The organism is Corynebacterium uropygiale (assembly GCF_021568315.1).
GTDB lineage: Bacteria > Actinomycetota > Actinomycetes > Mycobacteriales > Mycobacteriaceae > Corynebacterium > Corynebacterium uropygiale.
Genome location: NZ_JAKGSI010000001.1, coordinates 250,932 through 272,248 on the forward strand (window position 1 = coordinate 250,932; position 21,317 = coordinate 272,248).

24 protein-coding genes and 1 pseudogene are annotated in these 21,317 nt (G+C 68.0%); 19 read left to right on the plus strand and 6 right to left on the minus strand.

Going from position 1 to position 21,317, the window contains the following annotated elements; all coding sequences use genetic code 11:
• Positions 1-71: 71 nt before the first annotated feature.
• The 4 genes from L1O03_RS01200 to L1O03_RS01215 all read left to right on the plus strand — a co-directional run bounded on the left by L1O03_RS01200 (position 72) and on the right by L1O03_RS01215 (position 2,738).
• Positions 72-1,379: a DUF445 domain-containing protein gene (locus tag L1O03_RS01200; RefSeq protein ID WP_420830264.1), complete on the plus strand. Its 1,308-nt coding sequence runs from the start codon at positions 72-74 to the stop codon at positions 1,377-1,379.
• A gap of 63 nt (positions 1,380-1,442) precedes the next feature.
• On the plus strand, positions 1,443-1,889 hold the full coding sequence (locus tag L1O03_RS01205; protein WP_236117598.1) for a CGLAU_01105 family protein: 447 nt from the start codon (positions 1,443-1,445) through the stop codon (positions 1,887-1,889).
• A gap of 2 nt (positions 1,890-1,891) precedes the next feature.
• Complete coding sequence (locus tag L1O03_RS01210) at positions 1,892-2,203, plus strand: DUF2516 family protein (protein WP_236118029.1); 312 nt, start codon at positions 1,892-1,894, stop codon at positions 2,201-2,203.
• Positions 2,193-2,738 carry a hypothetical protein gene (locus tag L1O03_RS01215; protein ID WP_236117599.1) on the plus strand — a complete coding sequence of 182 codons (546 nt, stop codon included), beginning with the start codon at positions 2,193-2,195 and terminating at the stop codon, positions 2,736-2,738. The genes L1O03_RS01210 and L1O03_RS01215 overlap by 11 nt, the downstream gene beginning before the upstream one ends.
• On the opposite strand, the gene L1O03_RS01220 is transcribed toward L1O03_RS01215, so the two are convergent.
• The 3 genes from L1O03_RS01220 to L1O03_RS01230 are packed head-to-tail and all read right to left on the minus strand — an operon-like array spanning position 2,735 to position 4,960.
• Complete coding sequence (locus tag L1O03_RS01220) at positions 2,735-3,571, minus strand: LmeA family phospholipid-binding protein (RefSeq protein ID WP_236117600.1); 837 nt, start codon at positions 3,569-3,571, stop codon at positions 2,735-2,737. The two genes, L1O03_RS01215 and L1O03_RS01220, sit on opposite strands and share 4 nt — an antisense overlap.
• Before the next feature lie 33 nt (positions 3,572-3,604).
• Positions 3,605-4,450 carry a class I SAM-dependent methyltransferase gene (locus L1O03_RS01225; protein WP_236117601.1) on the minus strand — a complete coding sequence of 282 codons (846 nt, stop codon included), beginning with the start codon at positions 4,448-4,450 and terminating at the stop codon, positions 3,605-3,607.
• A gap of 6 nt (positions 4,451-4,456) precedes the next feature.
• A complete protein-coding gene (locus tag L1O03_RS01230; protein ID WP_236117602.1) occupies positions 4,457-4,960 on the minus strand; it encodes a DUF2505 domain-containing protein in 504 nt (167 codons plus the stop codon).
• A 24-nt stretch (positions 4,961-4,984) separates the two neighbouring features.
• Between L1O03_RS01230 and L1O03_RS01235 the strand changes: the two genes are divergently transcribed.
• Entirely contained in the window at positions 4,985-6,103 is a 1,119-nt protein-coding gene (locus L1O03_RS01235; RefSeq protein ID WP_236117603.1) for a UDP-N-acetylmuramate dehydrogenase, read from the plus strand.
• A gap of 56 nt (positions 6,104-6,159) precedes the next feature.
• Here L1O03_RS01235 and L1O03_RS01240 read toward each other — a convergent pair whose 3' ends face one another.
• Entirely contained in the window at positions 6,160-7,875 is a 1,716-nt protein-coding gene (locus L1O03_RS01240; RefSeq protein ID WP_236117604.1) for a long-chain-fatty-acid--CoA ligase, read from the minus strand.
• A 91-nt stretch (positions 7,876-7,966) separates the two neighbouring features.
• Here L1O03_RS01240 and mshA point away from each other — a divergent pair, with 91 nt between their 5' ends.
• From mshA to L1O03_RS01260, 4 genes are read left to right on the plus strand one after another with little or no spacing between them, the layout of a single operon-like run.
• Positions 7,967-9,238, plus strand: coding sequence for a D-inositol-3-phosphate glycosyltransferase (gene mshA / locus L1O03_RS01245; protein ID WP_236117605.1), 1,272 nt, complete (start codon positions 7,967-7,969; stop codon positions 9,236-9,238).
• Between the two features lie 53 nt (positions 9,239-9,291).
• Positions 9,292-10,038 carry a phosphoglyceromutase gene (locus tag L1O03_RS01250; protein WP_236117606.1) on the plus strand — a complete coding sequence of 249 codons (747 nt, stop codon included), beginning with the start codon at positions 9,292-9,294 and terminating at the stop codon, positions 10,036-10,038.
• Positions 10,039-10,040: 2 nt separating this feature from the next.
• On the plus strand, positions 10,041-11,276 hold the full coding sequence (locus L1O03_RS01255) for a sensor histidine kinase (RefSeq protein ID WP_236118030.1): 1,236 nt from the start codon (positions 10,041-10,043) through the stop codon (positions 11,274-11,276).
• Positions 11,277-11,278: 2 nt separating this feature from the next.
• Entirely contained in the window at positions 11,279-11,971 is a 693-nt protein-coding gene (locus L1O03_RS01260) for a response regulator transcription factor (RefSeq protein WP_236117607.1), read from the plus strand.
• A 3-nt stretch (positions 11,972-11,974) separates the two neighbouring features.
• Here L1O03_RS01260 and L1O03_RS01265 read toward each other — a convergent pair whose 3' ends face one another.
• Positions 11,975-12,892: a DUF3109 family protein gene (locus tag L1O03_RS01265; RefSeq protein ID WP_236117608.1), complete on the minus strand. Its 918-nt coding sequence runs from the start codon at positions 12,890-12,892 to the stop codon at positions 11,975-11,977.
• Between the two features lie 33 nt (positions 12,893-12,925).
• Between L1O03_RS01265 and L1O03_RS01270 the strand changes: the two genes are divergently transcribed.
• The 6 genes from L1O03_RS01270 (at position 12,926) to L1O03_RS01295 (ending at position 16,879) form a co-directional block, all read left to right on the plus strand.
• Positions 12,926-13,900: a Ppx/GppA family phosphatase gene (locus L1O03_RS01270; RefSeq protein WP_236117609.1), complete on the plus strand. Its 975-nt coding sequence runs from the start codon at positions 12,926-12,928 to the stop codon at positions 13,898-13,900.
• Positions 13,897-14,862, plus strand: a complete 966-nt coding sequence (locus L1O03_RS01275; protein WP_236117610.1) for a hypothetical protein — start codon at positions 13,897-13,899, stop codon at positions 14,860-14,862. The genes L1O03_RS01270 and L1O03_RS01275 overlap by 4 nt, the downstream gene beginning before the upstream one ends.
• 105 nt (positions 14,863-14,967) lie before the next feature.
• The gene (proC, locus tag L1O03_RS01280; RefSeq protein WP_236117611.1) at positions 14,968-15,777 is read left to right on the plus strand and encodes a pyrroline-5-carboxylate reductase; all 810 of its coding nucleotides are present in this window, start codon (positions 14,968-14,970) and stop codon (positions 15,775-15,777) included.
• Between the two features lie 238 nt (positions 15,778-16,015).
• Positions 16,016-16,207: a helix-turn-helix domain-containing protein gene (locus L1O03_RS01285; protein ID WP_236117612.1), complete on the plus strand. Its 192-nt coding sequence runs from the start codon at positions 16,016-16,018 to the stop codon at positions 16,205-16,207.
• Between the two features lie 268 nt (positions 16,208-16,475).
• Positions 16,476-16,577, plus strand: a complete 102-nt coding sequence (locus tag L1O03_RS01290; RefSeq protein WP_003855542.1) for a 30S ribosomal protein bS22 — start codon at positions 16,476-16,478, stop codon at positions 16,575-16,577.
• Between the two features lie 125 nt (positions 16,578-16,702).
• Positions 16,703-16,879: a hypothetical protein gene (locus tag L1O03_RS01295; RefSeq protein ID WP_236117613.1), complete on the plus strand. Its 177-nt coding sequence runs from the start codon at positions 16,703-16,705 to the stop codon at positions 16,877-16,879.
• Between the two features lie 13 nt (positions 16,880-16,892).
• Here L1O03_RS01295 and L1O03_RS01300 read toward each other — a convergent pair whose 3' ends face one another.
• Positions 16,893-17,951 (minus strand): HAD family hydrolase, encoded by a 1,059-nt coding sequence (locus L1O03_RS01300; RefSeq protein WP_236117614.1) that lies wholly within the window; start codon positions 17,949-17,951, stop codon positions 16,893-16,895.
• Positions 17,952-18,084: 133 nt separating this feature from the next.
• On the opposite strand from L1O03_RS01300, the gene L1O03_RS01305 reads away from it, so the two are divergent.
• The 4 genes and pseudogenes from L1O03_RS01305 to L1O03_RS01320 all read left to right on the plus strand — a co-directional run bounded on the left by L1O03_RS01305 (position 18,085) and on the right by L1O03_RS01320 (position 21,177).
• Positions 18,085-18,330, plus strand: coding sequence for a glutaredoxin family protein (locus tag L1O03_RS01305; RefSeq protein ID WP_236118031.1), 246 nt, complete (start codon positions 18,085-18,087; stop codon positions 18,328-18,330).
• A 94-nt stretch (positions 18,331-18,424) separates the two neighbouring features.
• Positions 18,425-19,765: pseudogene (locus L1O03_RS01310) on the plus strand (glutamyl-tRNA reductase); the annotation flags it as partial.
• A gap of 72 nt (positions 19,766-19,837) precedes the next feature.
• On the plus strand, positions 19,838-20,782 hold the full coding sequence (gene hemC / locus L1O03_RS01315; protein WP_236118032.1) for a hydroxymethylbilane synthase: 945 nt from the start codon (positions 19,838-19,840) through the stop codon (positions 20,780-20,782).
• Positions 20,783-20,814: 32 nt separating this feature from the next.
• Complete coding sequence (locus L1O03_RS01320; protein WP_236117615.1) at positions 20,815-21,177, plus strand: hypothetical protein; 363 nt, start codon at positions 20,815-20,817, stop codon at positions 21,175-21,177.
• Positions 21,178-21,317: the final 140 nt, after the last annotated feature.

Consider the following 21,317-nt stretch of genomic DNA (forward strand, 5'->3'; position numbering starts at 1 on the left):
CCGAGCACGCCTCCATAGCAAAGCACCCCCTCCTGGTTGGAGTGGGGTGCTTTGGCGGAATAATGGGCACTATGGCTAATCATGCACTGCAGGGGAGCCGGCCGTTGCCCGGCCCCAGCCCCGAAGTCGAAGCCGAGCGCCGCCGGACCCTTCGCCGGCACAAGGCCTTCGTCACGGGACTCCTCATCATTGCCGCCATCATCTTCCTCAGCTGTAGCTGGTGGCAGCATGAACACGCCGACGCCGCCGTCTGGGTGGGCTATGTCCGCGCTGCGGCGGAGGCGGGCATGGTGGGCGGCCTGGCCGACTGGTTCGCGGTGACCGCGCTCTTCCGGCACCCCATGGGGCTGCCGATCCCGCACACCGCCCTCATCCCTCGCAAGAAGGACCAGCTGGGGGACCAGCTCTCCGGTTTCGTGGGGGAGAACTTCCTCAACGCCGAGCTCATCACGGAGAAGGTCGCTCAGGCGCAGCTCCCGGAGCGCGCGGGGGAGTGGCTGAGCAAGCCGAAGAACGCGGCGACGGTCTCCGCGCAGGTCGGGAAGTTCACCGCCCGCGTCGTCGAGGCCATCGACCCGGGGGAGGCGGAGAATGTGCTGCGGCGGCTCGTCGTCGACAAACTTGCCGAGCCCGAGTGGGCGCCGCCGCTGGGCCGAGTGCTCGAGCAGCTCATCGAGGATGGGCGGACGGAGCCGCTCATCGAGGAGTTGGCGCACTGGGCGCATCGCAAGGCGATCGGCGCGGAGGAGCTCATCGTCCGCATTATCGACGAACGCAAGCCGGTGTGGGCGCCCCGCTTCGTGAATAACCTCATCGGGGAGAAGGTCTACCGCGAGCTCATCCGCTTCACCGAGGACGTCTCCAGGGACCCGCACCACGAGGCGCGCTATGCCGCCCGCCGCTGGCTCACCCGCCTGGCCAGGGATCTGCAGAATGATCCGACCATGATCGATCGCATCGAGCGGTGGAAGGGCGACATCATGGGCTCGAGCGCCCTGGCGGGCGTGGCCCGCTCCCTGTGGGACTCCACCTCGGCGAGCATCCTTGAGCAGGCCACCCACGAGGATTCGCTCCTGAGGGTGAAGATCGCCCAGCTCGCGGAGGAATGGGGCAACCGTCTCCGGGAGGATGATGAGCTGCGCCGTTCCCTCGACGGAAAGGTGCGCCGCGCGGCCACCTTCCTGGCGGATAACTACGCGGAGGAGATCACCGGCATCATCTCGGAGACCGTCCGCCGCTGGGATGCGGAGGAAGCAAGCGAGAAGATGGAGCTCATGGTGGGCAAGGATCTGCAGTTCATCCGCCTCAATGGAACCATCGTGGGTGCGCTGGCCGGACTCGCGATTTACACTGTGAACCATCTGATTTTCGGGGCATAGGCGCGGTTCGGCCGGACGGCGCCGGGCTGCACCACCCCACCCACACGAACAAGGACACACCCAATGAGCACGAATAATACGAAGGATGGCCCACTGCAGAAGTGGGCGGACGCCGGTACCAAGGCGAGGGACCTCGCGGGGGAATTCTCCGGCCACCTCAAGGAGAACGGCTCCCTGCCGAGCGCCGCGGGGGCGAAGGAGATCGGCAACCGGCTGATTGACGCCCGCACCAAGGAGGAACTCAAGGACGCGGTATCCGACGCCGCGCGGCACACCGGGCAGTCCCTCCGGGAGGTCGGCGGATCGGTGAAGCGGGCGGCGTCGAGCACGAAGCAGAGCGAGAAGGTCGATGACCTGCGCGATGCCCTCTCGGAGGCGCTCTCCGCCTCCATGGACTCGATCCAGGAGAAGCTGGCGGAGCGCCGCGAGTGTCGCGCGGAGTCCCGGAAGAAGGCTGAGCCCGGCATCCTCGAGGGCGAGGTCATCGCGGAGCGAGAGGAGGATCGTTGACCATCTTCCACGATCTGTCCGTCGCTCTCCTCATCGTGACGCTGGCCGTGCAGGGGCTCGTGGCTGTCGCGGGCGTCGTGGGCGGCGTCCTGGCGCTCATGACCCGCGAGGATGCCTTCCCCGCCGGGGATCGCATGCCCAAGCTCGCGTGGGTGGCCATGCTCTTCGGCTCCGCCGTGGTCATTGTCCTCGACGTTCTCAGCCGGGGGAGCATCCCCATCCTGCCGTGGATCGGGATCGTCATCATCGGGGTCTACTGGTTTGACGTGCGCCCGCAGCTTCGCAGCCTCATCGACGGGACCTATGGCTACTAGGACCCTCCTGGATCTGGGCGCGGCGCTCCTCGGGGCGGAGGTGCGATCCGCGCAGGTCAGCGCATGGCTCGACGCCCACCAGCCCGGTGCCTCCGCGGCGGGCTACCCCGACCTCTGGGTGCCGCCGACGCTCGTCGCCGGCACCGCGGGCGCCCAGGATCGGGGCTTTGTCGTGGGCTCGACGGCCGGCTATCCCACCGGTCTGCACGAGCCCCTGGTCAAGGCGGCGGAGGCGCGGCTTGCCGTGCAGCAGGGGGCCGCGGCGATCGCGCTGTGCGTGCCGGCGGAGTCCAGCGCGGACCCCAACCGGGCCCTCATGGAGGCGGTGACCGTCCGGGAGGCCGTGCCCTCACCGGTGCGCCTGTGCGTCGTTCTCGGCGGGGAGGAGGCGGGGTGGCCGCAGCTGCTCCAGTACTATGCCCGCGCGGGGATCGACGCCGCCCTGCTGCCCACACACGTCACCCTCGAGGCTCTTCCCAGTGACGTGTGGGAGAGCGCCCGGGGGATGGACCTGGGGGTTCTCCGCCCGCTCTAGGCGGCGGAAGAGGCGGAAGCGGCGGGGGCGGCGGCGCCGCTGATGTCGTGGAGGTTGACGTTTTGCCCGCTCATGGTGAGCTGAAGCCCGTCGGCGGTGACCGCGGCGTCCTCGATGCGCAGGCCCTCCTGGGCGGATTCCGCGAAGCCCTCGCTCAGGTCCTCGCCGATGACCCTGTTGACGTCCTCGGAGAGGTTGAGGCCGAAGATAGAGCTCCTGGTGATCTCGAAGGCGAGGCGCCCGTTCTGGGCGAAGGGCTTGAGCGTCATCGAGGTGGCCCCACCGGTGAACTCGATGGTGATGGTGCCCTCCTCGGCGTTGCTCGTGACGCCGGTGATGCGGAAGAGGGACTGGATCACGTCCTCCGCATAGTCATCCTGGCTGCCGCCCCCGGCCATGCTCTGCTGGAGGACGGCCTTCAGGTAGTCATCCCCGAGCGTGGTGCTGATCCGCAGGTGCTCGGCGATGGGGGCCTCGGAATTCGAAATGTCCACGCTATCCAGCGTGACGGCGGAGCTCGGCTGCCCCTTGATCTCGGGGAGGTCGTTGGGGCCGCCCGGCCAGCTCACCTGCGAGGTGTCCGGGGTGGTCATGTCGACGTGGGGCACCTTCTTGGTAATGAGGGAGAACAGCACGGGGGAGGCCCCGAAAGAAATGTTCGGCTCTTCGGGGTTCTCCACCCCGGCCTCCTGGGCGTGGTGCATGACATCATCGCGGAAGCTGCTGCGGATCATGTGGCGAACACCGAACTCGGCGAGCGCCCCGAGGATCACCAGCACAACAACGAGAATGACAAGGAACTTGATTGCACGGGAAGAAGTCGACTTAGTCACGAGCCCCATCTTTCCGTAGGGGAACCATTTTTGCTAGTCCCCCGCAGTACCTGGCTGGGCCGCCCCCGGGTCCACAATCTCCCACGGAACGGTGATGAGATTATCCCGGATGGGCCGGCGCGACGCCTCGAAGGGGAGCCCCTCCTCGCGGAGAAGGTCCAGCGTGTGGCGCCACCGGATCCGCGGCCCGTGCGGGGACCAGCCGGCGCAGCGCTCCCAGGCGGCGTCGAGGCGCTGGAGGAGGGCGTGGATGTTCTCCCCGGGCACGTTGCGGTGGATGAGGATCTTGGGGAGGCGTTCGGCCACGTCGGAGGGGGTGTCGACGTCGTGCGGGTCCCAGGCCAGGGTGAGGCTGCGCGGGCCGTGGGCGTCGAGGGTGACCCAGCTGGCGCGTCGGCCCAGTTCATCGCAGGTGCCCTCGACGTAGAGTCCGCCGGGTGCGAGCCGCTCGCAGACCATCGCCCAGGTGCTGGTGACTTGGGAGACGTCGTACTGGCGGAGCACGTTGAAGGCGCGGACGAGGTGGGGCCGGTGGCCGGCCAGCTCGAAGCCGCCGAGTTCGAAGTGGACGCCCTCGCGGGGCGGGAGCACGCGCTCGGGGTCAATTTCCAGTCCGATGACGCGCACGTCCGGGGTGATGCGGCGCAGCCAGCGCGCCCACTCGACGGTGGTGGTGTGGCTGGCCCCGTAGCCGAGGTCAATGGCGAGGGGTTCGGGGGCGTCGCGCAGGAGGCGACGGATCCCCGCGTGGTGGGCCATCCAGCGGTCGCAGCGGCGCAGCCGGTTGTAGCCCGTGGTCCCCCGAGTGATCACGCCCACCGCGCCGGGTTGGTGCGCAGTGTGGAGCCGGGCGCGGAGATTGTGGGCGTGATCAGCCATGTGTATTTAGAGGTTCTGCTCGATCCATTCCTCGGTGAGCGTGCCCTCGTTCTGGAAGAGCTCGCCGAGGGCGTCGGCAACCTTCGGCTCGATGGCCGGGCCCATGAAGGGGATGTTGACGGAGATTTCGTTCTCGTAGGAGAGGGTGGTGGTAGCGTCGTCGCCCTTGAGGGAGATGTCGCCCTTGAAGTCCACCGGGGTGCCCTTGACGTCAGCGGTGTAGGAGATGTCGGCCGCGCCATCCTCGAGGGCGCCGACGGTCACGACGCGCTTGACCTTGAGGGACTGGGAGATCATCGCGCGGACGGCCTCGGGGAGGATCTCCATGGGGAGCACCTCGTAGAGGGTGGCGACGGCGCCGCCGTCCTGCTCGGTGAACTCGTGGACCTGACCCGGCTCCGGGGAGAGGTGGGCCACGTTGTGGGCCCAGTAGTCGGCGTTCGTGAGGGCGGCGTGCACCTTCTCGGCCGGCTGGTGAATAGTTACAACGTTCTCACTGCGTGTTGTCATGCTCCACAGACTACCGTTAGGGGCGTGGCAGATTCATCTCCAACCCCAGTACTGAACGATATTGATGGTGCCGTCCTCGACGAGCAGACCACTCTCGCCGATCTCACGACCTTTCACGTCGGTGCTCGGCCGCGCCTCACGGTGCGCTGCCGGACCCAGGATGCGGTGGTGGAGACGGTGCGCCGGCTCGACGCCGCCGGGGTGCCGCTGCTCGTCGTGGGCGGCGGCTCGAACCTCCTCGTGGCCGATGAGGAGCCGCTCGACCTCGTCGTCGTGCTCATTGAGTGCGCAGGGGTGAGCGTCGAGGAGGACACGGGCCTGCTCCGCGCGGAGGCGGGGGCCGTGTGGGATGAGGTGGTCTCGACGTCCCTTGCTGCCGGTCTCGGCGGGCTGGAGTGTCTTTCGGGGATCCCGGGCTCGGCGGGGGCCACCCCGGTGCAGAACGTGGGGGCGTACGGGGCGGAGATCGCGGACGTGCTCACGCGGGTGCGCCTGCTGGATCGGGAGACGGGCGAGGTGTCCTGGGTTCCGGCGAGTGCGCTGGACCTCTCCTATCGCTATTCGAACCTCAAGTTCACGGCCCGGGCCGTGGTCCTGGAGGCGGAGTTCCAGCTCCGCACCGATGGGCTCTCGGCGCCGCTGCGCTTCGGGGAGCTGGCGCGACGCCTCGGCGCCTCGAGCGCGGGGGAGCGCCGCCCGGCCGCCGAGGTGCGGGAGGTCGTCCTCGACCTTCGCCGCGGGAAGGGCATGGTGCTCATCCCGGGGGATCACGACACGTGGTCGGCCGGCTCCTTCTTCACGAACCCCATCGTGCCCGCACAGATCGCGGACAGCGTGCAGGATAAGGTTCGACGCTCCCTCGGCGCCGAGGAAGCCGAGTCCATGCCCCGCTTCCCGGCGGGGGAGGGCAAGGTGAAGCTCTCCGCGGCGTGGCTCATTGATCGGGCCGGTTTTGATCGCGGCTACCCGGGGGAGGGGGCGCCAGCGCGGCTCTCGACGCGGCACACCCTGGCGCTCACCAACCGGGGCGAGGCCTCCACCGGGGACATCGTGGCGCTGGCGCGCGATGTGCGCGATGGGGTGAACCGGGCCTTCGGCGTCCGGCTGGAGCCGGAGCCCATCTGGGTGGGCTGCTCGCTCTAGCCGATCCCGCGGCCCCCCGCGGCCCCGAGCCCCCCCCGAAGGCCCCGGGGCCTTCCCTATTTCTGCTTCTTGAGGATCTCCATGAGCTGCTCGTGGACCTCGCGCCGGCGAATCTTGCCGAGCTGATCCTGGGCCAGCTCCTCGAAGTGGTAGAAGGTGCGCGGCACCTTGTACCGGGTGAGGCGCTCGCGGCAGTACTCCTTGAGCCCCTCGGGATCGAGCGCCGCGCCCTCGTTGAGGGTGATGCAGGCAACGACGTCCTCGGAGCCATCGTGGGCGCGCGGCCGGCCGACGACGGCCACCTCACGAATGTCCGGGTGGGAGCGCACGGCCTCTTCGACCTCGGCGGGGTAGACGTTGAACCCGCCGGTGATGATGACCTCCTTGATGCGGGCGACGAGCCGGATGAAGCCGTCCGGCTCCATGACCCCGACGTCGCCGGTGCGGTACCAGCCGTCGACAAAGGACTTCTCCGTGGCCTCGGGGTTGTTGAGGTAGCCGCTGAAGACCTGGGGGCCGCGGACGAGGATCTCGCCCTCCTGGCCGTCGGGCCTGATCTCGGTGGGGTCCTCCGGGTTGACGATCTTCACTTCCGTGTCCGGGAAGGGGATGCCCACATAGCCGGGGCGGCGGTCCGTGCTCATAGGGTTGCCGACGATGATGGGCGAGCACTCGGTGAGGCCATAGCCCTCGACGAGCAGCCCGTTCGTGGCGTTCTCCCAGCGCTCGACGGTGCGGGCGGGGAGCGTCGAGGCGCCGCTGAAGGAGTTGCGGATGCCCTTGATCTTGATGTTCTGCTTCTCGGCGGCGTCGACGATCTTCTCGTAGAGCGTCGGCACGCCGGGGACCCACGTGGGGGTGTCCTTCTTCAGGCTGTTGATGATGAGGTCCACGCGCGGGGTGGGAAGGAGGATGAGCTCGCCGCCGATGAGCATGGAGAGAGTGGCGAGCATCGTCATGCCATAGGCGTGGAAGAGGGGGAGCGCTGCGAGGCACTTCTCCACCTCATCACCCAGCCCCTTCACCCAGGCTGTGCCCTGGAGGATGTTGGCGTAGAGGTTGCCGTGGCTGAGCATGGCGCCCTTGGGGGTGCCGGTGGTTCCCGAGGTGTAGAGAATGAGGGCCGTGGTCTGCTTGGTGACCGGGGTGGCGGGGGCGAGAGTCTCGCCGTCGCCGCCAATCGCGGAGGAGAGCAGCACCTCCCAGGGCACGGTGTTGGGGGCGGGGGCGGTGAGGGAGTCCCGCGTCTTGCGCAGCATGGGCAGCGGCAGCTTGAGGGCCAGCTGCTTGGTCCGCGGCATGGCCTCCACCATGTTGACGGAGACAATGGTCTCGAGGGGCGTGCTGTCCCGGAGGGTGTCGAGCATGGCCGCCGACTTGTCCCAGCAGATCGCCACCCGCGCGCCGTGGTCGTTGTAGAGGCCGCGGAGCTCGTGGGCGGTGTAGAGGGGGTTGTGCTCGACGACGGTCGCCCCGAGGTTAAGCACCGCCCAGAAGGCGATGATGTGCTGGGGGCAGTTGGGGAGCATGATGGCCACCGGGTCTCCGGGGCGAACGCCGAAGGCGCGCAGGCCTGCGGCGCAGCGGCGCACCTGCTTATCGAGCTCGGAGTAGGAAAGGGTGCGGCCGAAGAAGTTCGTCGCCGTCCTGGAGGGGTAGGTGGAGATGGTCTCCTTGTAGATGTCCAGCAGTGTGGTCTCCCCGTAGTCCAGGTGATGGGGGGTGTGACTGGTGTAGTGCTGGAGCCAGGCTTGGGTTTCTAGTGCGGACACGGGATCCTTCCCACTCTCTTACGGTGCAGTAAGTTACAGGGTCGTAGCATAGCATGGATGCCACGCTCCCACACGACTCTAGGATGGCCCTATGCGCGTTGCCATGATCTCCCTGCACACCTCGCCTCTCCACCAGCCCGGAAGCGGCGATGCCGGGGGGATGAACGTCTATGTACTGCAGACCGCCAGGCATTTGGCCCGCCGGGGCGTGGCCGTGGATATTTTCACTCGCGCCACCCGCATGGGCCAGGGGGAGATCGTGGAGGTGGAGCCGAACCTCCGCGTGATTAACATCATCGCCGGCCCCTACGAGGGGCTGGCCAAGGAAGCGCTGCCCACGCAGCTCGCCGCCTTCGCCGGGGGGATGCTCCAGTGGGAACACTGCCACGACGTCTCCTATGACCTCATCCACTCCCACTATTGGCTCTCGGGGCAGGTGGGCTGGCTCCTCCGCGATGTGTGGAAGGTCCCGCTCGTCCACACCGCGCACACCTTGGCCGCGGTGAAGAACGCCCACCGCAGCGCCGAGGACACACCCGAGTCGGAGGCGCGGCGGATCTGCGAGCAGCAGCTCGTCGACAACGCGGATGTGCTCGTCGTCAATACGGATCAGGAGCGGGCGGACCTCGTCGAGCACTATGACGCCGACGAGTCCATCATCCGCGTCATCCCCCCGGGCGCGGACACGGAGCTCTTCACCCCGGGCAGCGATCGTGCGACCGAGCGCACCCGCCGCGAGCTGGGCATTCCGCTGCACGCCAAGGTCATCGCCTTCGTGGGCCGGCTGCAGACCTTCAAGGGGCCGCAGGTGCTTATCCGCGCGACGGCGGAGCTCATGCGCAGGGATCCGGGGCGCGCCCTGTGCGTCGTCATCTGTGGCGGGCCCTCGGGGCAGCACGCCACCCCGGAGGAGTATGCGCAGCTGGCCCGCGAGCTCGGGGTGGAGCGGCGCATTCGCTTCCTCAATCCGCGCCCCCCGCAGGAGCTCGTGGCGCTGTATCAGGCGGCGGACATCGTGGCCGTGCCGAGTTATAACGAGTCCTTCGGGCTTGTCGCCATCGAGGCGCAGGCCAGCGGCACGCCGGTGGTCGCGGCCCGGGTGGGTGGGCTGCCGCTCGCCGTCGCCGAGGGGGAGACGGGGATCCTCGTCGACGGCCACGAGCCGGAGGCGTGGGCCGATGCCCTGGGCACGCTCCTCGACGACGACGAGACGCGCATCGCCATGGGAGAAGCCGCCGTCCGCCGGGCGGCCTCCTTCTCCTGGTGCGCTGCGGCCGAGCGCCTCGAGGAGCTCTACGAGGATGCGCTCTCCGTCGGGGTGGCCGACTGCCCCCAGCGCTTCGCCAGCGGGAAGGAGCGCTGAGTCACACCGCTCCCACCAGGACCGGATCCGGGGCGGCTGGCATAATAGGACCCATGAGTAATGGACAGCTAATTCTTCTGCGCCATGGCCAGAGCGAATGGAATGCGTCGAACCAGTTCACCGGGTGGGTGGACGTTGATCTCACGGAGAAGGGCCAAGAGGAGGCTCGCCGGGGTGGCGAGCTGCTCAAGGAGTCCGGCATTGAGCCGTCGGTGCTCTACACCTCCCTCCTGCGTCGCGCGATCAAGACCGCGAACATCGCGCTGGATGTGGCCGACCGTCACTGGATCCCCGTTGTGCGCGACTGGCGCCTCAACGAGCGCCACTACGGCGCCCTCCAGGGCCTGAATAAGGCGGAGACCAAGGACAAGTACGGCGAAGAGCAGTTCATGGAGTGGCGCCGTTCCTACGGCACCCCGCCGCCCGAGCTCGACGATGACAACGAGTTCAGCCAGGCCCACGACCCGCGCTACGCCGACCTCGACACCGTCCCGAAGACCGAGTGCCTCAAGGACGTCGTCGCCCGCCTCGTGCCCTACTTCGAGGAGGAGATCCTCCCCCGAGTGAAGAGGGGCGAGACCGTGCTCATCGCGGCCCACGGTAACTCCCTGCGCGCCCTCGTCAAGCACCTGGACAACATCTCCGACGAGGACATCGCCGGCCTCAACATCCCCACCGGCATCCCGCTCCTCTACGAGCTCGATGCCGAAGGGAAGGTCCTCAACCCCGGTGGCCGCTACCTCGATCCCGAGGCCGCTGCCGCCGGCGCCGCTGCTGTGGCTGCCCAGGGCAATAAGTGAGTGTGTCACCTCTTCTCGCCTTCGTCCTGGGGGCCCTCCTCGCTGGAGTAGGCTACCGGGCCTATCGGGCGCTCGCTGAGCGCCTGCGCCGTTTCCGTTCCTCGGAAACGCTGGCGAGAAATGAGGTGACGACGGTCAGCCAGGTCCTGCACCTGGCCATCCAAGGATCACCCACCGGAATCACGGTCATTGACCGCTCCGGTGAGGTGATCTTGTCGAATCCGCACGCCCACGGCATGGGCGTGGTCCACGAGCGCACGCTCAACCCCGAGGTGAGAGCGTGCGCTGACCTGGTCTTTGAGGACCAGGAGACGCGATCGCTTGACCTGCGGGCGCCCACCCGCCGCCCGGGGGCGCTCGTCACGGCGGTCACGGCCGTCATCAAGCCTCTTACCCTCGTCGATGATCGATTCGTCATCATCTACGCCACCGATGAGTCCGAGAACGTGCGTATGGAGGCGGCGCGCCGGGACTTCGTCGCGAATGTCTCCCACGAGCTCAAGACGCCCGTCGGCGGGATGGCCCTGCTGGCGGAGGCCGTCGTCGAGGCCGCCGATGACCCCGAGCAGGTCGAATACTTCGGCGGGCGCCTCCACAAGGAGGCCCACCGGCTGGCCGACATGATCAACGAGCTCATCGCGCTGTCCAAGCTGCAGGGGGCGGAGGCGCTCCCCGACATGGAGCCCGTGGCAGTGGGGGACATTATCGACGAGGCCTTCGCGCGCAACCAGCTTGCCGCGGAGAACGCGGGCATCACGCTCATCAAGGGCAAGGATCGGGGTGTGCAGGTCATGGGGGATAAGGCGCTGCTCACCACGGCGCTGACGAACCTCGTGAGCAATGCGATTAACTACTCGCCCAACGCGATGCCGGTGTCCGTCTCGCAGAAGATCGGGAAGGACGGCACGGTCCTCATTCGTGTGACGGACCGGGGCATCGGGATCAGCCCGGAAAACCAGAAGCGCGTCTTCGAGCGCTTCTTCCGCGTGGATAAGGCCCGCTCGCGCTCGACCGGGGGCACGGGGCTGGGCCTGGCGATCGTCAAGCATGTCGTCGCGAACCACGGGGGCACCATTTCACTGTGGTCCCGGCTGGGAACGGGATCCACGTTTACTATTGAGCTTCCTATCCACCATCCGGAGGACGCGCCGGAGGCCGAGAGCACCGAGGAGGACTCGGCCTCACCTATCCGCAAGGCGGTCTCGCGGGTCACTCCACGGCGAAAGGATAAAAACTAGCCATGACCACCATTTTGATCGTTGAGGACGAGGAGTCGCTGGCCGATCCGCTCGCGTTCCTGCTGCGCAAGGAGGGTTTTTCCACGCTCATCGCGGGTGATGGCGCGACGGCCCTCGAGATGTTCACCCGCCACTCCGTGGACATTGTGCTGCTCGACCTCATGCTGCCCGGCATGTCGGGCACCGAGGTGTGTAAGCGGCTGAGGGAGATGTCCTCCGTGCCGGTCATCATGGTGACCGCGCGCGATTCGGAGATCGACAAGGTGGTGGGCCTCGAACTCGGTGCGGATGACTATGTGACCAAGCCGTATTCCTCGCGGGAGCTCATCGCCCGCATTCGCGCCGTGCTCCGCCGGGGTGCGGACACCGATCACGAGGGCGCGGAGGACGACGGCAACATCCTCACCGGCGGCCCCGTGCGGATGGACGTCGAGCGGCACATCGTCACCGTGGACGGCGAGCCCGTCGCCATGCCGCTCAAGGAGTTCAGCCTCCTGGAATACCTGCTGCTCAACTCCGGTCGGGTGCTCACCCGCGGGCAGCTCATCGACCGGGTGTGGGGCACCGACTACGTGGGGGACACCAAGACCCTCGACGTCCACGTCAAGCGGCTGCGCTCCAAGATTGAGCCCGAGCCCTCGAAGCCGCGCTTCCTCGTCACCGTGCGCGGCCTGGGCTACAAGTTCGAGTCCTAGTCCTTAGTCCTCGCGGGGCGGGCGCTCCTGGGCGGCCGCCGTCGCCGGATGCACCTGGCCGGGGTAGTGGCACTCGGCGCGGCGGCGCAGGTGTCGGGCGAGGATGTCATAGGCGGCATCGCCCATGATGGCGCGGAGCTCTGCCTCCTGCGTTTGCCACACGGGGAGGGGGTCGGTGTGGCAGGCCGGGTCCGCGGAGCAGTACCAATCAAAGTCCTCGCCGCCCGCGCCCCAGCCGCGGCGGTCATATTCGCCGATGGTCGTCCGCAGGATCTCCGAGCCGTCGGGGCGCTCCTCCCACTCGTCGTGGCGGCGCAGCGGCACCTGCCAGCACACCTCCGGCTTCACGACGGTGAGCTCCTCTCCCTCCGCGACGGCCCACTGGTGCAGGGCGCAGCCCGTGCCGCTCGGCCAGCCGCGGCGGTTGGCGAAGATGCAGGCGCCGTCGACCACCCGCGTCTTCAGCGCGGGCTCCATCTCCCCGTCATCGCCCTCGAGCTCATCCCAGACGAGCCACGGCTCCGGCGCGATCGACTGGTTCTCCTCTAATTCCTCCGCCGGCGCAGGCGTGAGCCCGACGTCTCGGTACTGCCAAAACTCGGCCGGCATGCGGGCGACGGCGTCGCTGAGCTGGGCGTGATCCTCCTCGTCGGCGAGGTAGGCCCCGTGCACGCAACAGCCGACCTCGGGGAGGGTGGCGTCGATTCCCGGGCAGCGCGGGGTGCCAAACTGGCAGCGCCAGTGGGATTCGAGCCAGGTGAGATCGATGCTGTAGAGGCGCTCGGGGTCCTCGGGATCAAAGAATTCGAACCACTCGCGCGGGTGATCGGGCGGCAGCTCCCGCCCGCTCGCGATGGAACGGCCCGCGGGGGAGTGGCGGGGGAATCCCAGCGGGACGGGGGCGGATGATGGGTGATTCACACTTGGACACGCTAGACCGTCTACCCTAAAGGTGTGCGAATAGGTGTATTAGATGTGGGCAGCAACACTGTTCACCTGGTGGCCGTCGATGCCCGCCCCGGTGGACACCCCACCCCGATGAGCGATTGGAAGACATCGCTGCGGCTCGTGGAGCTCACCGATAAGAAGGGTGCCATCCACGACAAGGGGATCAAGAAGCTCACCGCCGCGGTGACAGAGGCCCATGATTTGGCCTCGACGCTCGGATGCGCGGAGCTCATCGCCTTCGCGACCTCCGCCGTCCGGTCCGCGACGAACTCCCAGGAGGTCCTCGACCACATTGAGAAGGAAACCGGGGTGCGGCTGGAGGTGCTGAGCGGCGTCGACGAGGCGCGACTCACCTTCCTCGCGGTGCGCCGGTGGTACGGCTGGTCCGCCGGGCAGATCACCAACCTCGACATCGGGGGTGGCTCGCTGGAAATCTCCGCCGGCGCGGACGAGGACCCCGAATGCGCCTTCTCCCTCGACCTGGGCGCCGGCCGCCTCACCCACCAGTGGTTCGACACCGACCCGCCCGAGCGCAAGAAGATCAAACTGCTCCGGGATTACATCGACGCGGAGCTCGTCGAGCCGGCCCGTCAGCTGCGGGCGCTGGGGGAGTCGCGGCTGGCCGTCGGCACGTCGAAGACCTTCCGCACGCTGGCGCGCCTCACCGGGGCGGCGCCCTCCTCCGCGGGGCCGCACGTCACCCGGACGCTCACCGCGCCGGGCCTGCGCCAGCTGATAGCGTTTATCTCACGCATGACGGCCGCCGATCGCGCCGAGCTCGAAGGCGTGAGCAGCGACCGCTCCCACCAGATCGTGGCGGGGGCACTCGTGGCGGAGGCTAGTATGCGCGCGCTGGGAATAGATAAGCTAGAGATCTGTCCGTGGGCGTTGCGCGAGGGCGTGATCCTGCGGCGGATTGACACAGGCCTCGGCGAGCCCGAGGAACAGACAGGCACCGGACAGGAAAGGACCGGAGAATGAGTGATCGACAGCTCACCGTGGCGGAACTCCTCGCCCGGGCCGGGAAAAGCGGGGAGGGCCAGGAGGCGCCCAGGCGGCGTCGGCGGCGCAGCCTCGAGGAAGGCGGCATCTCCGTCGCCGAACTCACCGGTTCCATCCCGCGGGTGAAGGAGAAGCCGGCCGACTCCCGCCACACCGATAGCCCCATCGACGGGCCCGAGGAGCCGCATACGGCCCCGCAGGCCCCGCAGGCCGCCCCGGAGGCGGTGGAGGAGGCCACGCCGGCCGAGCAGCAGAAGACCGAAGCTCCGAAGGCCGAGCCGCAGAAGGACGAGGCGCAGCCCGTCGAGCACGCCGATGCTCCCGAGCCCAAGGCCGAGGACGAGTGGGCGGAGGAGTCCGCCGTCGAGCGCACCGCGGAGAACGAGCGCGTCTCCGAGGAGGCCGTGGCCCTCGAGGCGCTCGCCTCCCGCACCGAGGCTACTGAGGCCTCCGAGGCCAGCGCCGATGCGGAGTCCGAGGAGAAGCCTGCGGAGACCCCGGCGGAGGAGCGCACGGGTGTGCTCCCGGTGGTCGAGGACGAGGCTCCCGCCGAGCGCCCGGAGGAGTCCGCGCAGCCCCAGGCCGTCGAGGAAGACGAGGAGCCGCAGTACGCCTTCTTCGATGACGAGGGCAACGAGGTCCCCCACACCCCCGCCGAGCGCGAGGAAGAAGAGGACGAAGGCGAGGGCTCGTGGCTCGCGACGCTCGGCCTCGCGGTGGCGGGCATTGTGCTCGGCATCATCGTGTTCCTGGGCTTCCAGCGGCTCTGGGAGAGCGAGCTCAACGCCATCATCGTGGCGGTTCTGGGCCTCGCGGTGACGGGGGTCATGATGGCCGTCGTCCACGTGCTGCGGACGTCTCGCGACGGGCTGAGCATGTTCCTCGCGGCGATCGTCGGCCTCCTCATGACGTTCGGTCCGCTCCTCGTCGCGATGGCATAGCAGCGACACGGCTGCGGCACGGCAGCCGCAGGAGAGCCGCCTGCGCCGCGGCGGAGCACGCCCACCGGTCTAGACTCGGTGGGCTTTTTCGTTAGGGTGTGGGTCATGAGCACTATTGCAATTCTTGGATGCGGAAAAATTGGTGAAGCACTGGCGTCGGGGCTCGTGGCCTCCGGGGTGGAGCCTTCACGCATCACAGTGACGAACCGCAGCGAGGAGCGCGGTGCCCAACTCAAGGAGAAGTACGGGGTGAAGGACGAGCGCGATAATGCGCACGCCGTCGAGGGGGCCGACGTCGTCTTCGTCTGCGTGAAGCCGGCGCAGGTGGGGGCCGTGCTCTCGGAGATCTCCTCCGCCCTCGATGAGAACGACGAAGACACCACGGTGGTGTCCATGGCGGCGGGGGTGACCATCGCGGAGATGGAGGATGCGCTGTCCGCCGGCACGCCCGTCGTGCGCTGCATGCCGAACACGCCGATGCTCGTGGGCGCGGGCATGAACGCCATGGCCCGGGGGCGCTATGCCAATGATGAGCACGTCGAGCGGGTAACGGAGCTGCTCTCTGCCGTCGGCGATGTCCTCCTCCTCGAGGAGAAGCAGATGGACGCCGCGGGCGCGCTCGCGGGTTCCTCCCCGGCCTACATCTTCCTCATGGCGGAGGCCATGATCGACGCCGGTGTGGAACAGGGCCTTACCCGGGCGCAGGCGGAGAAGCTCGTGACGGCCGCGATTGCCGGCTCCGGTCGGATGCTGCGGGAGTCCGGGGATGATCCGGTCACCTTGCGCGCCAACGTCTCCTCCCCGGGCGGCACGACGGTGGCCGCCCTCCGCGAGTTCGAGGAGTCCGGCTTCCGCGGGATGGTCTTCCGCGCGATCGCCACGTGCACGGAGAAGGCCTCGACGCTCTCCAAGTAGGCGCGGGACTCGACGACGGTGCCCCGCCGGCCGTCACCCCGATGTGAGGGTGGCAGCCCCTGCGTGCGGGGCCGGTGTGATCCTGGTGAATTCCCGTGAGCACTGGGATTTCTGAGATGACAACCACGTAAGTCGCAGTAGTCACACTGTTCACGCTAAGCTAGTCCCGGCACGTGCGTGACCGATCTGTAGGAGGGGAAGCCTACAGCGCGCCCGCTGCTGAAGGGTAAAGGTAAATATGCTGAACGAGAACAAAGGAAAGTTCGTGACGGTTGCGGAAGTCGCGGAGATCATGCGTGTCTCCAAGATGACCGTGTACCGTCTTGTCCATTCCGGAACGCTGCCGGCGGTGCGCGTCGGCCGTTCCTTCCGCGTCCCCGAGCAGGCCGTTAACGAGTACCTCGAGCGTTCTGTGTACGACGTCGGATAATGGCCGAAGGAGCACCCTTCAGGCTGAAGAAATCCGCAGACAGCGAGCGTCCCGCGTGGCGCCCGGTGTCTGCGGATTTCCTCTCTTCCAGGCCCGGGCGGCCGGGTGCTAGTTTTTTCTCCGGGCCCAGCGGCGCTATGCTGGGAGCATTGTGTTGATCAGTGCCCGCCGCTCCCGGAGCTGCGCACTCCGCCCGATCGGGCGGCGCTGGCACGATTAGCCGGTCCGTACGTACGAATCACACATAGGAAGTGAGCGAGGAAACCTTATGGGTTCTGTGATCAAGAAGCGCCGGAAGCGTATGTCCAAGAAGAAGCACCGCAAGATGCTGCGCCGCACCCGTGTCCAGCGTCGTAAGCTCGGCAAGTAAGCTTTGATGGACTTCCGCGCGGGTCTTTAGCACGCGCTCACCGCGTCGCGCATCCCACCAAGGATGCCGGCGCGGTTGTTTTATCTCTGGCCGCCTGGCGGCCTCACGGAAAGGTGGATGAGCCCATGCATTGGACTCGTTTGCAGAAAGCGGCGCTGATTATCAACCTCGTGATCGGGGTGATCATCGTGCTGGGCGGGCTTTTCGGCTTCCTCTCGCAGGATGCCACGACGATCGGCGTGCTCATCATGGTGCTGCTGACCATCGTCGCGATGGTGCGGGGGAAGTTCTGGGGACTCTAAGCCCCGCGGGCCCTTAGCCGCGCGGGCGGAGGATCCGGTAGATGTGCCATCCGCCCACGCTGAAGGCGGCGGTAATGAGCGTGGGCAGCCCCCACGTGCGGATCGCCGTGCGGAGGCTGCGATAGTCGTGGAGCTCCCAGCCGCGGCGCTCGGCGATGCGGCGCAGCGGGCGGTCGGGGTTCACCGCCACGGGCGTGCCCACCATGCTGAACATCGGCATGTCGTTGATGGAGTCGGAGTAGGCGGTGCAGCGGGAGAGGTCGAGCTGCTCGACGGATGCCAGCGCCGCCACCGCATAGCGCTTGCCTGAGCCGTGGAGGATGTCGCCGACGAGGCGCCCGGTGAAACGCCCGTCCTTCACCTCGGCCACAGTGCCGAGCGCGCCCGTGAAGCCGAAGCGCCGGGCGAGGATCTGCGCGATCTGCACCGGGGTGGCGGAGACCAGCCACACCTGATGCCCGGCGGCGAGGTGGGCCTCGGCGAGCTCCCGGGTCCCAGGCCAGGCGCGGCCCTCCATGTGGGCGTCGACGATCTCCTCGCAGAGTTCCTCGAGCTCGCGGACCTCCCGCCCCTCGATGAAGGCGAGGGCCTGCTCGCGGCCGCGCGCCATGTCGCGGGCGTGCTCGGCGCCGGTGATCCGGTAGCGCAGCTGCTTCCACGCGATGGGGAGCATGTCGCGGGGGCGGACGTAGCGACGCCGTGCCAGCCCCAGCGCGAAGACGATGAGCGAGGATCCGCGGATGAGTGTGTTGTCGACGTCGAAAAACGCGGCGACGTGCTGGTCCTGGGGGATCGACGGGTCCGGCGTCGTGAGGCGGAAGCTGCCGGCGGCCTCGATGGAGCCCGAGACAGAGTCGACGCCGGAGGAGAACTCGTCGAGTTCGAGGTCAAAGAGCTCCTTGATGGCCTGGGCGGCGGCGGCCTCGCCGGCCGTGCGCTGGGTGTGCTCATCCACGGGAGGGAGGGCGACGTCTTCGATGAAGCGGCGGAGGTTGCCTCGGCTCAGACTCCACAGGGTGAGGAATTCTTCGGGGGAGCTGTAGAGGGGAGCGTTATCATGAGGAAAGCTCAAACCGGGAGTCTCCTAAGAGGTGATTCTGGTGCCGGCCGCGTCGGGAGGCAGCGGTATCGTGACCATCGTAAGTCAAGTCCCCCTCGGATGGGAGGTGCTCAAGGTGGAAAAGGCGCGGACCTTGGTGGAGCTCATGGTGCGGCCGAAGTGTGGTTCTTGTCACCGTGTGGCGGAGCAGATTCGCCCCGTCGTCGAGGAGCATGGCGCGGAGTTGCGGATCCTCAATGTGGAAGAAGACACCCAGCTGGAGGTGGAATTTGGGGATCGGGTGCCCGTCGTGGTGGTGGCGGGGGAGGAAACTGCGTGCTGGGAGATTGAGAACGAAGAGTTAGTCGAGGCTTTGTTGAGCGCCGGCGGCGAGAGCACTAGCGTGTATTGAACATAAGTCTGCCCCCGGTGGGGGTATACCTTTGGATGAGGCCGGGCTGCGCAGTGAGCCCGGCGTTCTCGTGCAAGAAGCAGTGAGGTGCAATGTGAGTGTGCTCGTGGTCGGGATGTCGCATCGGTGCGCGCCGGTGACGCTCCTGGAGCGGTTGAGCATGGATCAGCGAGTGCGGGAGGACACCGCCACCCTCATGGTGAACAAGCCTTCGCTCTCGGAGGCGATGATCATCTCCACCTGTAACCGGATGGAGGTCTACACCGTCACCAACAGCTTCCACACGGGCGTGCAGGACGTCGTCGATGTGCTCCGCGAGGTGAGTGGCGTCGACGAGGCCACCCTCCGCGGCTACCTCTATGTCCGCTACGCCGACGCCGCCGCCGAGCACCTCATGGTGGTGACCTCCGGGCTGGACTCCATGGTGATCGGCGAGCAGCAGATCATCGGCCAGGTGCGCACCGCCTACCAGGAGGCCGCGGAGCACGGCACCGTCGGGCCCGCGCTGCACTCCCTTGCCCAGACGGCGCTGCACACGGGCAAGCGCGTCCACGCGGAGACCGCCATCGACGACGCCGGCGGCTCCATGGTCTCCTTCGCTCTCGACGAGGCACTGCGCCACATGACCCTCTCGCCGAACGCGAGCACGCCGCTGGAGGGCATCAACGCCCTGGTCCTCGGCGCAGGCGCGATGGCCTCGCTCGCGGCGACGCACCTGGGGAAGCTCGGGGTGAGCCGGCTCATCATCGCCAATCGCACGCGGGAGCGGGCGGAGCGCCTCGCCGAGCACGCCCGGGAGGCCGGGGTGAGCGCCGAGGTCGTGGACTTCGAGGACCGCTTCTCCGTGCTCTCCCAGGTGGACATCGCGGTCTCCGCCACGGGGGCCGATTCCTTCACCATCACCCAGTCCGCCATCCCCTCCAACCGGGCGCCCCAGCTCACCCTCGTGGACCTCTCCCTTCCCCGCGACATCGACGACGACGCGGCGCTGCTCTCCGGGGTGCACCTCGTCAACATTGAGCGCCTCCACCAGGTGCGCGACCGCGAGGAGGGCGAACTCGCCCCGACGACGCGGGCGGCTCTCAGCATCGTCAACGAGGAACTGGAGCACTTCACCTCGGAGCAGCGGGTGCGGGATGTGGTTCCGGCGGTCGCTGCCCTGCGCCGCCACGCCAACGAGGTGGCCGCGCAGGAGCTGGAGCTCCTCCGGCACCGGGCGCCCACCCTCAGCGAGCATGACTTCCAAGAGGCCTCGCGGGCCGTGCGCCGCGTCGTCGACAAACTCCTCCACGAGCCCACCGTGCGGGTGAAGAAGCTCGCCGCCGAGTCCGGGGTGGTCTCCTATGAGTCCGCCCTCCAGGAGCTCTTCGGGCTGGCGCTTGCGCCGCAGGGGGAGAAGGGGCGTTCGGCGGCCGTCGACCTCTCGGACCTGCCTGCCCCCGAGGAGATCACCAGCACCACGCCCATCAGCGTGGCGCGCGCCACGACCCACCAGAAGGAGGATTCCATGGAGACGTCGGCACAGGAGAGGAACGAATCGACCGCGGGGCGCCCGTTGCTGCTCGGCACCCGGGGGAGCGCCCTCGCCCGCACGCAGACGGGGCACGTGCGCGATGCGCTCCTCAGCGCGGGCTTCCCCGCGGAGTTGCACATCGTCACCACGGCGGGGGACGTGAACATGGCGCCGGTCGAGCGCATCGGCGTGGGCGTGTTCACCCAGGCGCTGCGCGAGGCCCTGCACAGCGGCGAGTGCGACGTCGCCATCCACTCCTTCAAGGACTTGCCCTCCGCGCCAGACCCGCGCTTCCGCCTCATCGTGCCGCGCCGGGCCGACGCCCGCGAGGCGCTCATCGCGCGCGATGGGCTGCGCCTCGCCGAGCTGCCGACGGGCGCCCGGGTGGGCACCAGCGCCCCGCGCCGGATCTCCCAGCTCCGCGCGCTGCGGCCGGACCTCGACATCCGCCCCCTGCGCGGCAACATCGACACCCGCATGGGCAAGGTGAGCTCCGGGGAGCTCGACGCCGTGATCCTCGCCTATGCCGGGCTCTGCCGCATGGGCCAGGAGGATCGGGCGACGGAAGTGCTGAGCGTCGAGGATCTGCTGCCCGCCCCGGCGCAGGGGGCGCTCGCCGTCGAGTGCCGCGCCGATGACGAGGACACGATCCGCGCCATCGAGTCGCTCGTCGACCCCGAAGCCACCGCCTGTGCCACCGCGGAGCGCGCGCTGCTCGCCCGCCTCGAGGCGGGGTGCACCGCCCCGGTCGCCGCGCACGCCACCCTTGACGGGGACATGCTGAGCCTCACCGCCGGGGCCTTTGCCCTCGACGGCAGCCACAAGGTGGTGCTCAACCGCACCGCCCCGTCCGCCCAGGCCCAGGAGCTGGGCGAGCGCGTGGCCGAGGAGATGCTCGCCCAGGGCGCCGGCACCATCCTGGCCCCTGAGGCGAACTAGCAGAGCGCGGAAGGAGAAGTAAGGAGAGCATCATGGCTGAGCTTCACATTCACGACGAGGCCCTCACCGTCCACTTGGATTGGTGGGAGAAGCTCGCCGCGCGCCGCTCGGACCTCACGATCCCGCTGCGGGTCGTGCGGAAGGTTGATGTGCTCGCCGACGTCTCTGACCTCGTGGCCGGGCAGACGCAGAACCCCGGCATGCGCATCCAGGGCATGACGAGCACAGGGACATTCACCACTGTGGACGGCTCACACAAAAAGACATTTGCTGTGTGCCATGGGCGCCGGCCCGGGCTCGTATTAGAGCTGGAAGGGGCCACTTTTGATCGCATTGTGGTGTCCACGGACAGTGCGCGGCACTATGCCGCTCAGCTCAGTCAATACGGCGCGTAGAGCAGCGCGGAGGCCCGCGTCGGTTTGGGAACTCCGCGCTTCTGTTTTATGGTGTAATACCACATCCTTTATCCGCCTCGTGCAACGGGGTCCGCAAAACTCGCAGACCCCGGGATGCTAACGGGGCGGTTCCGTTTGGC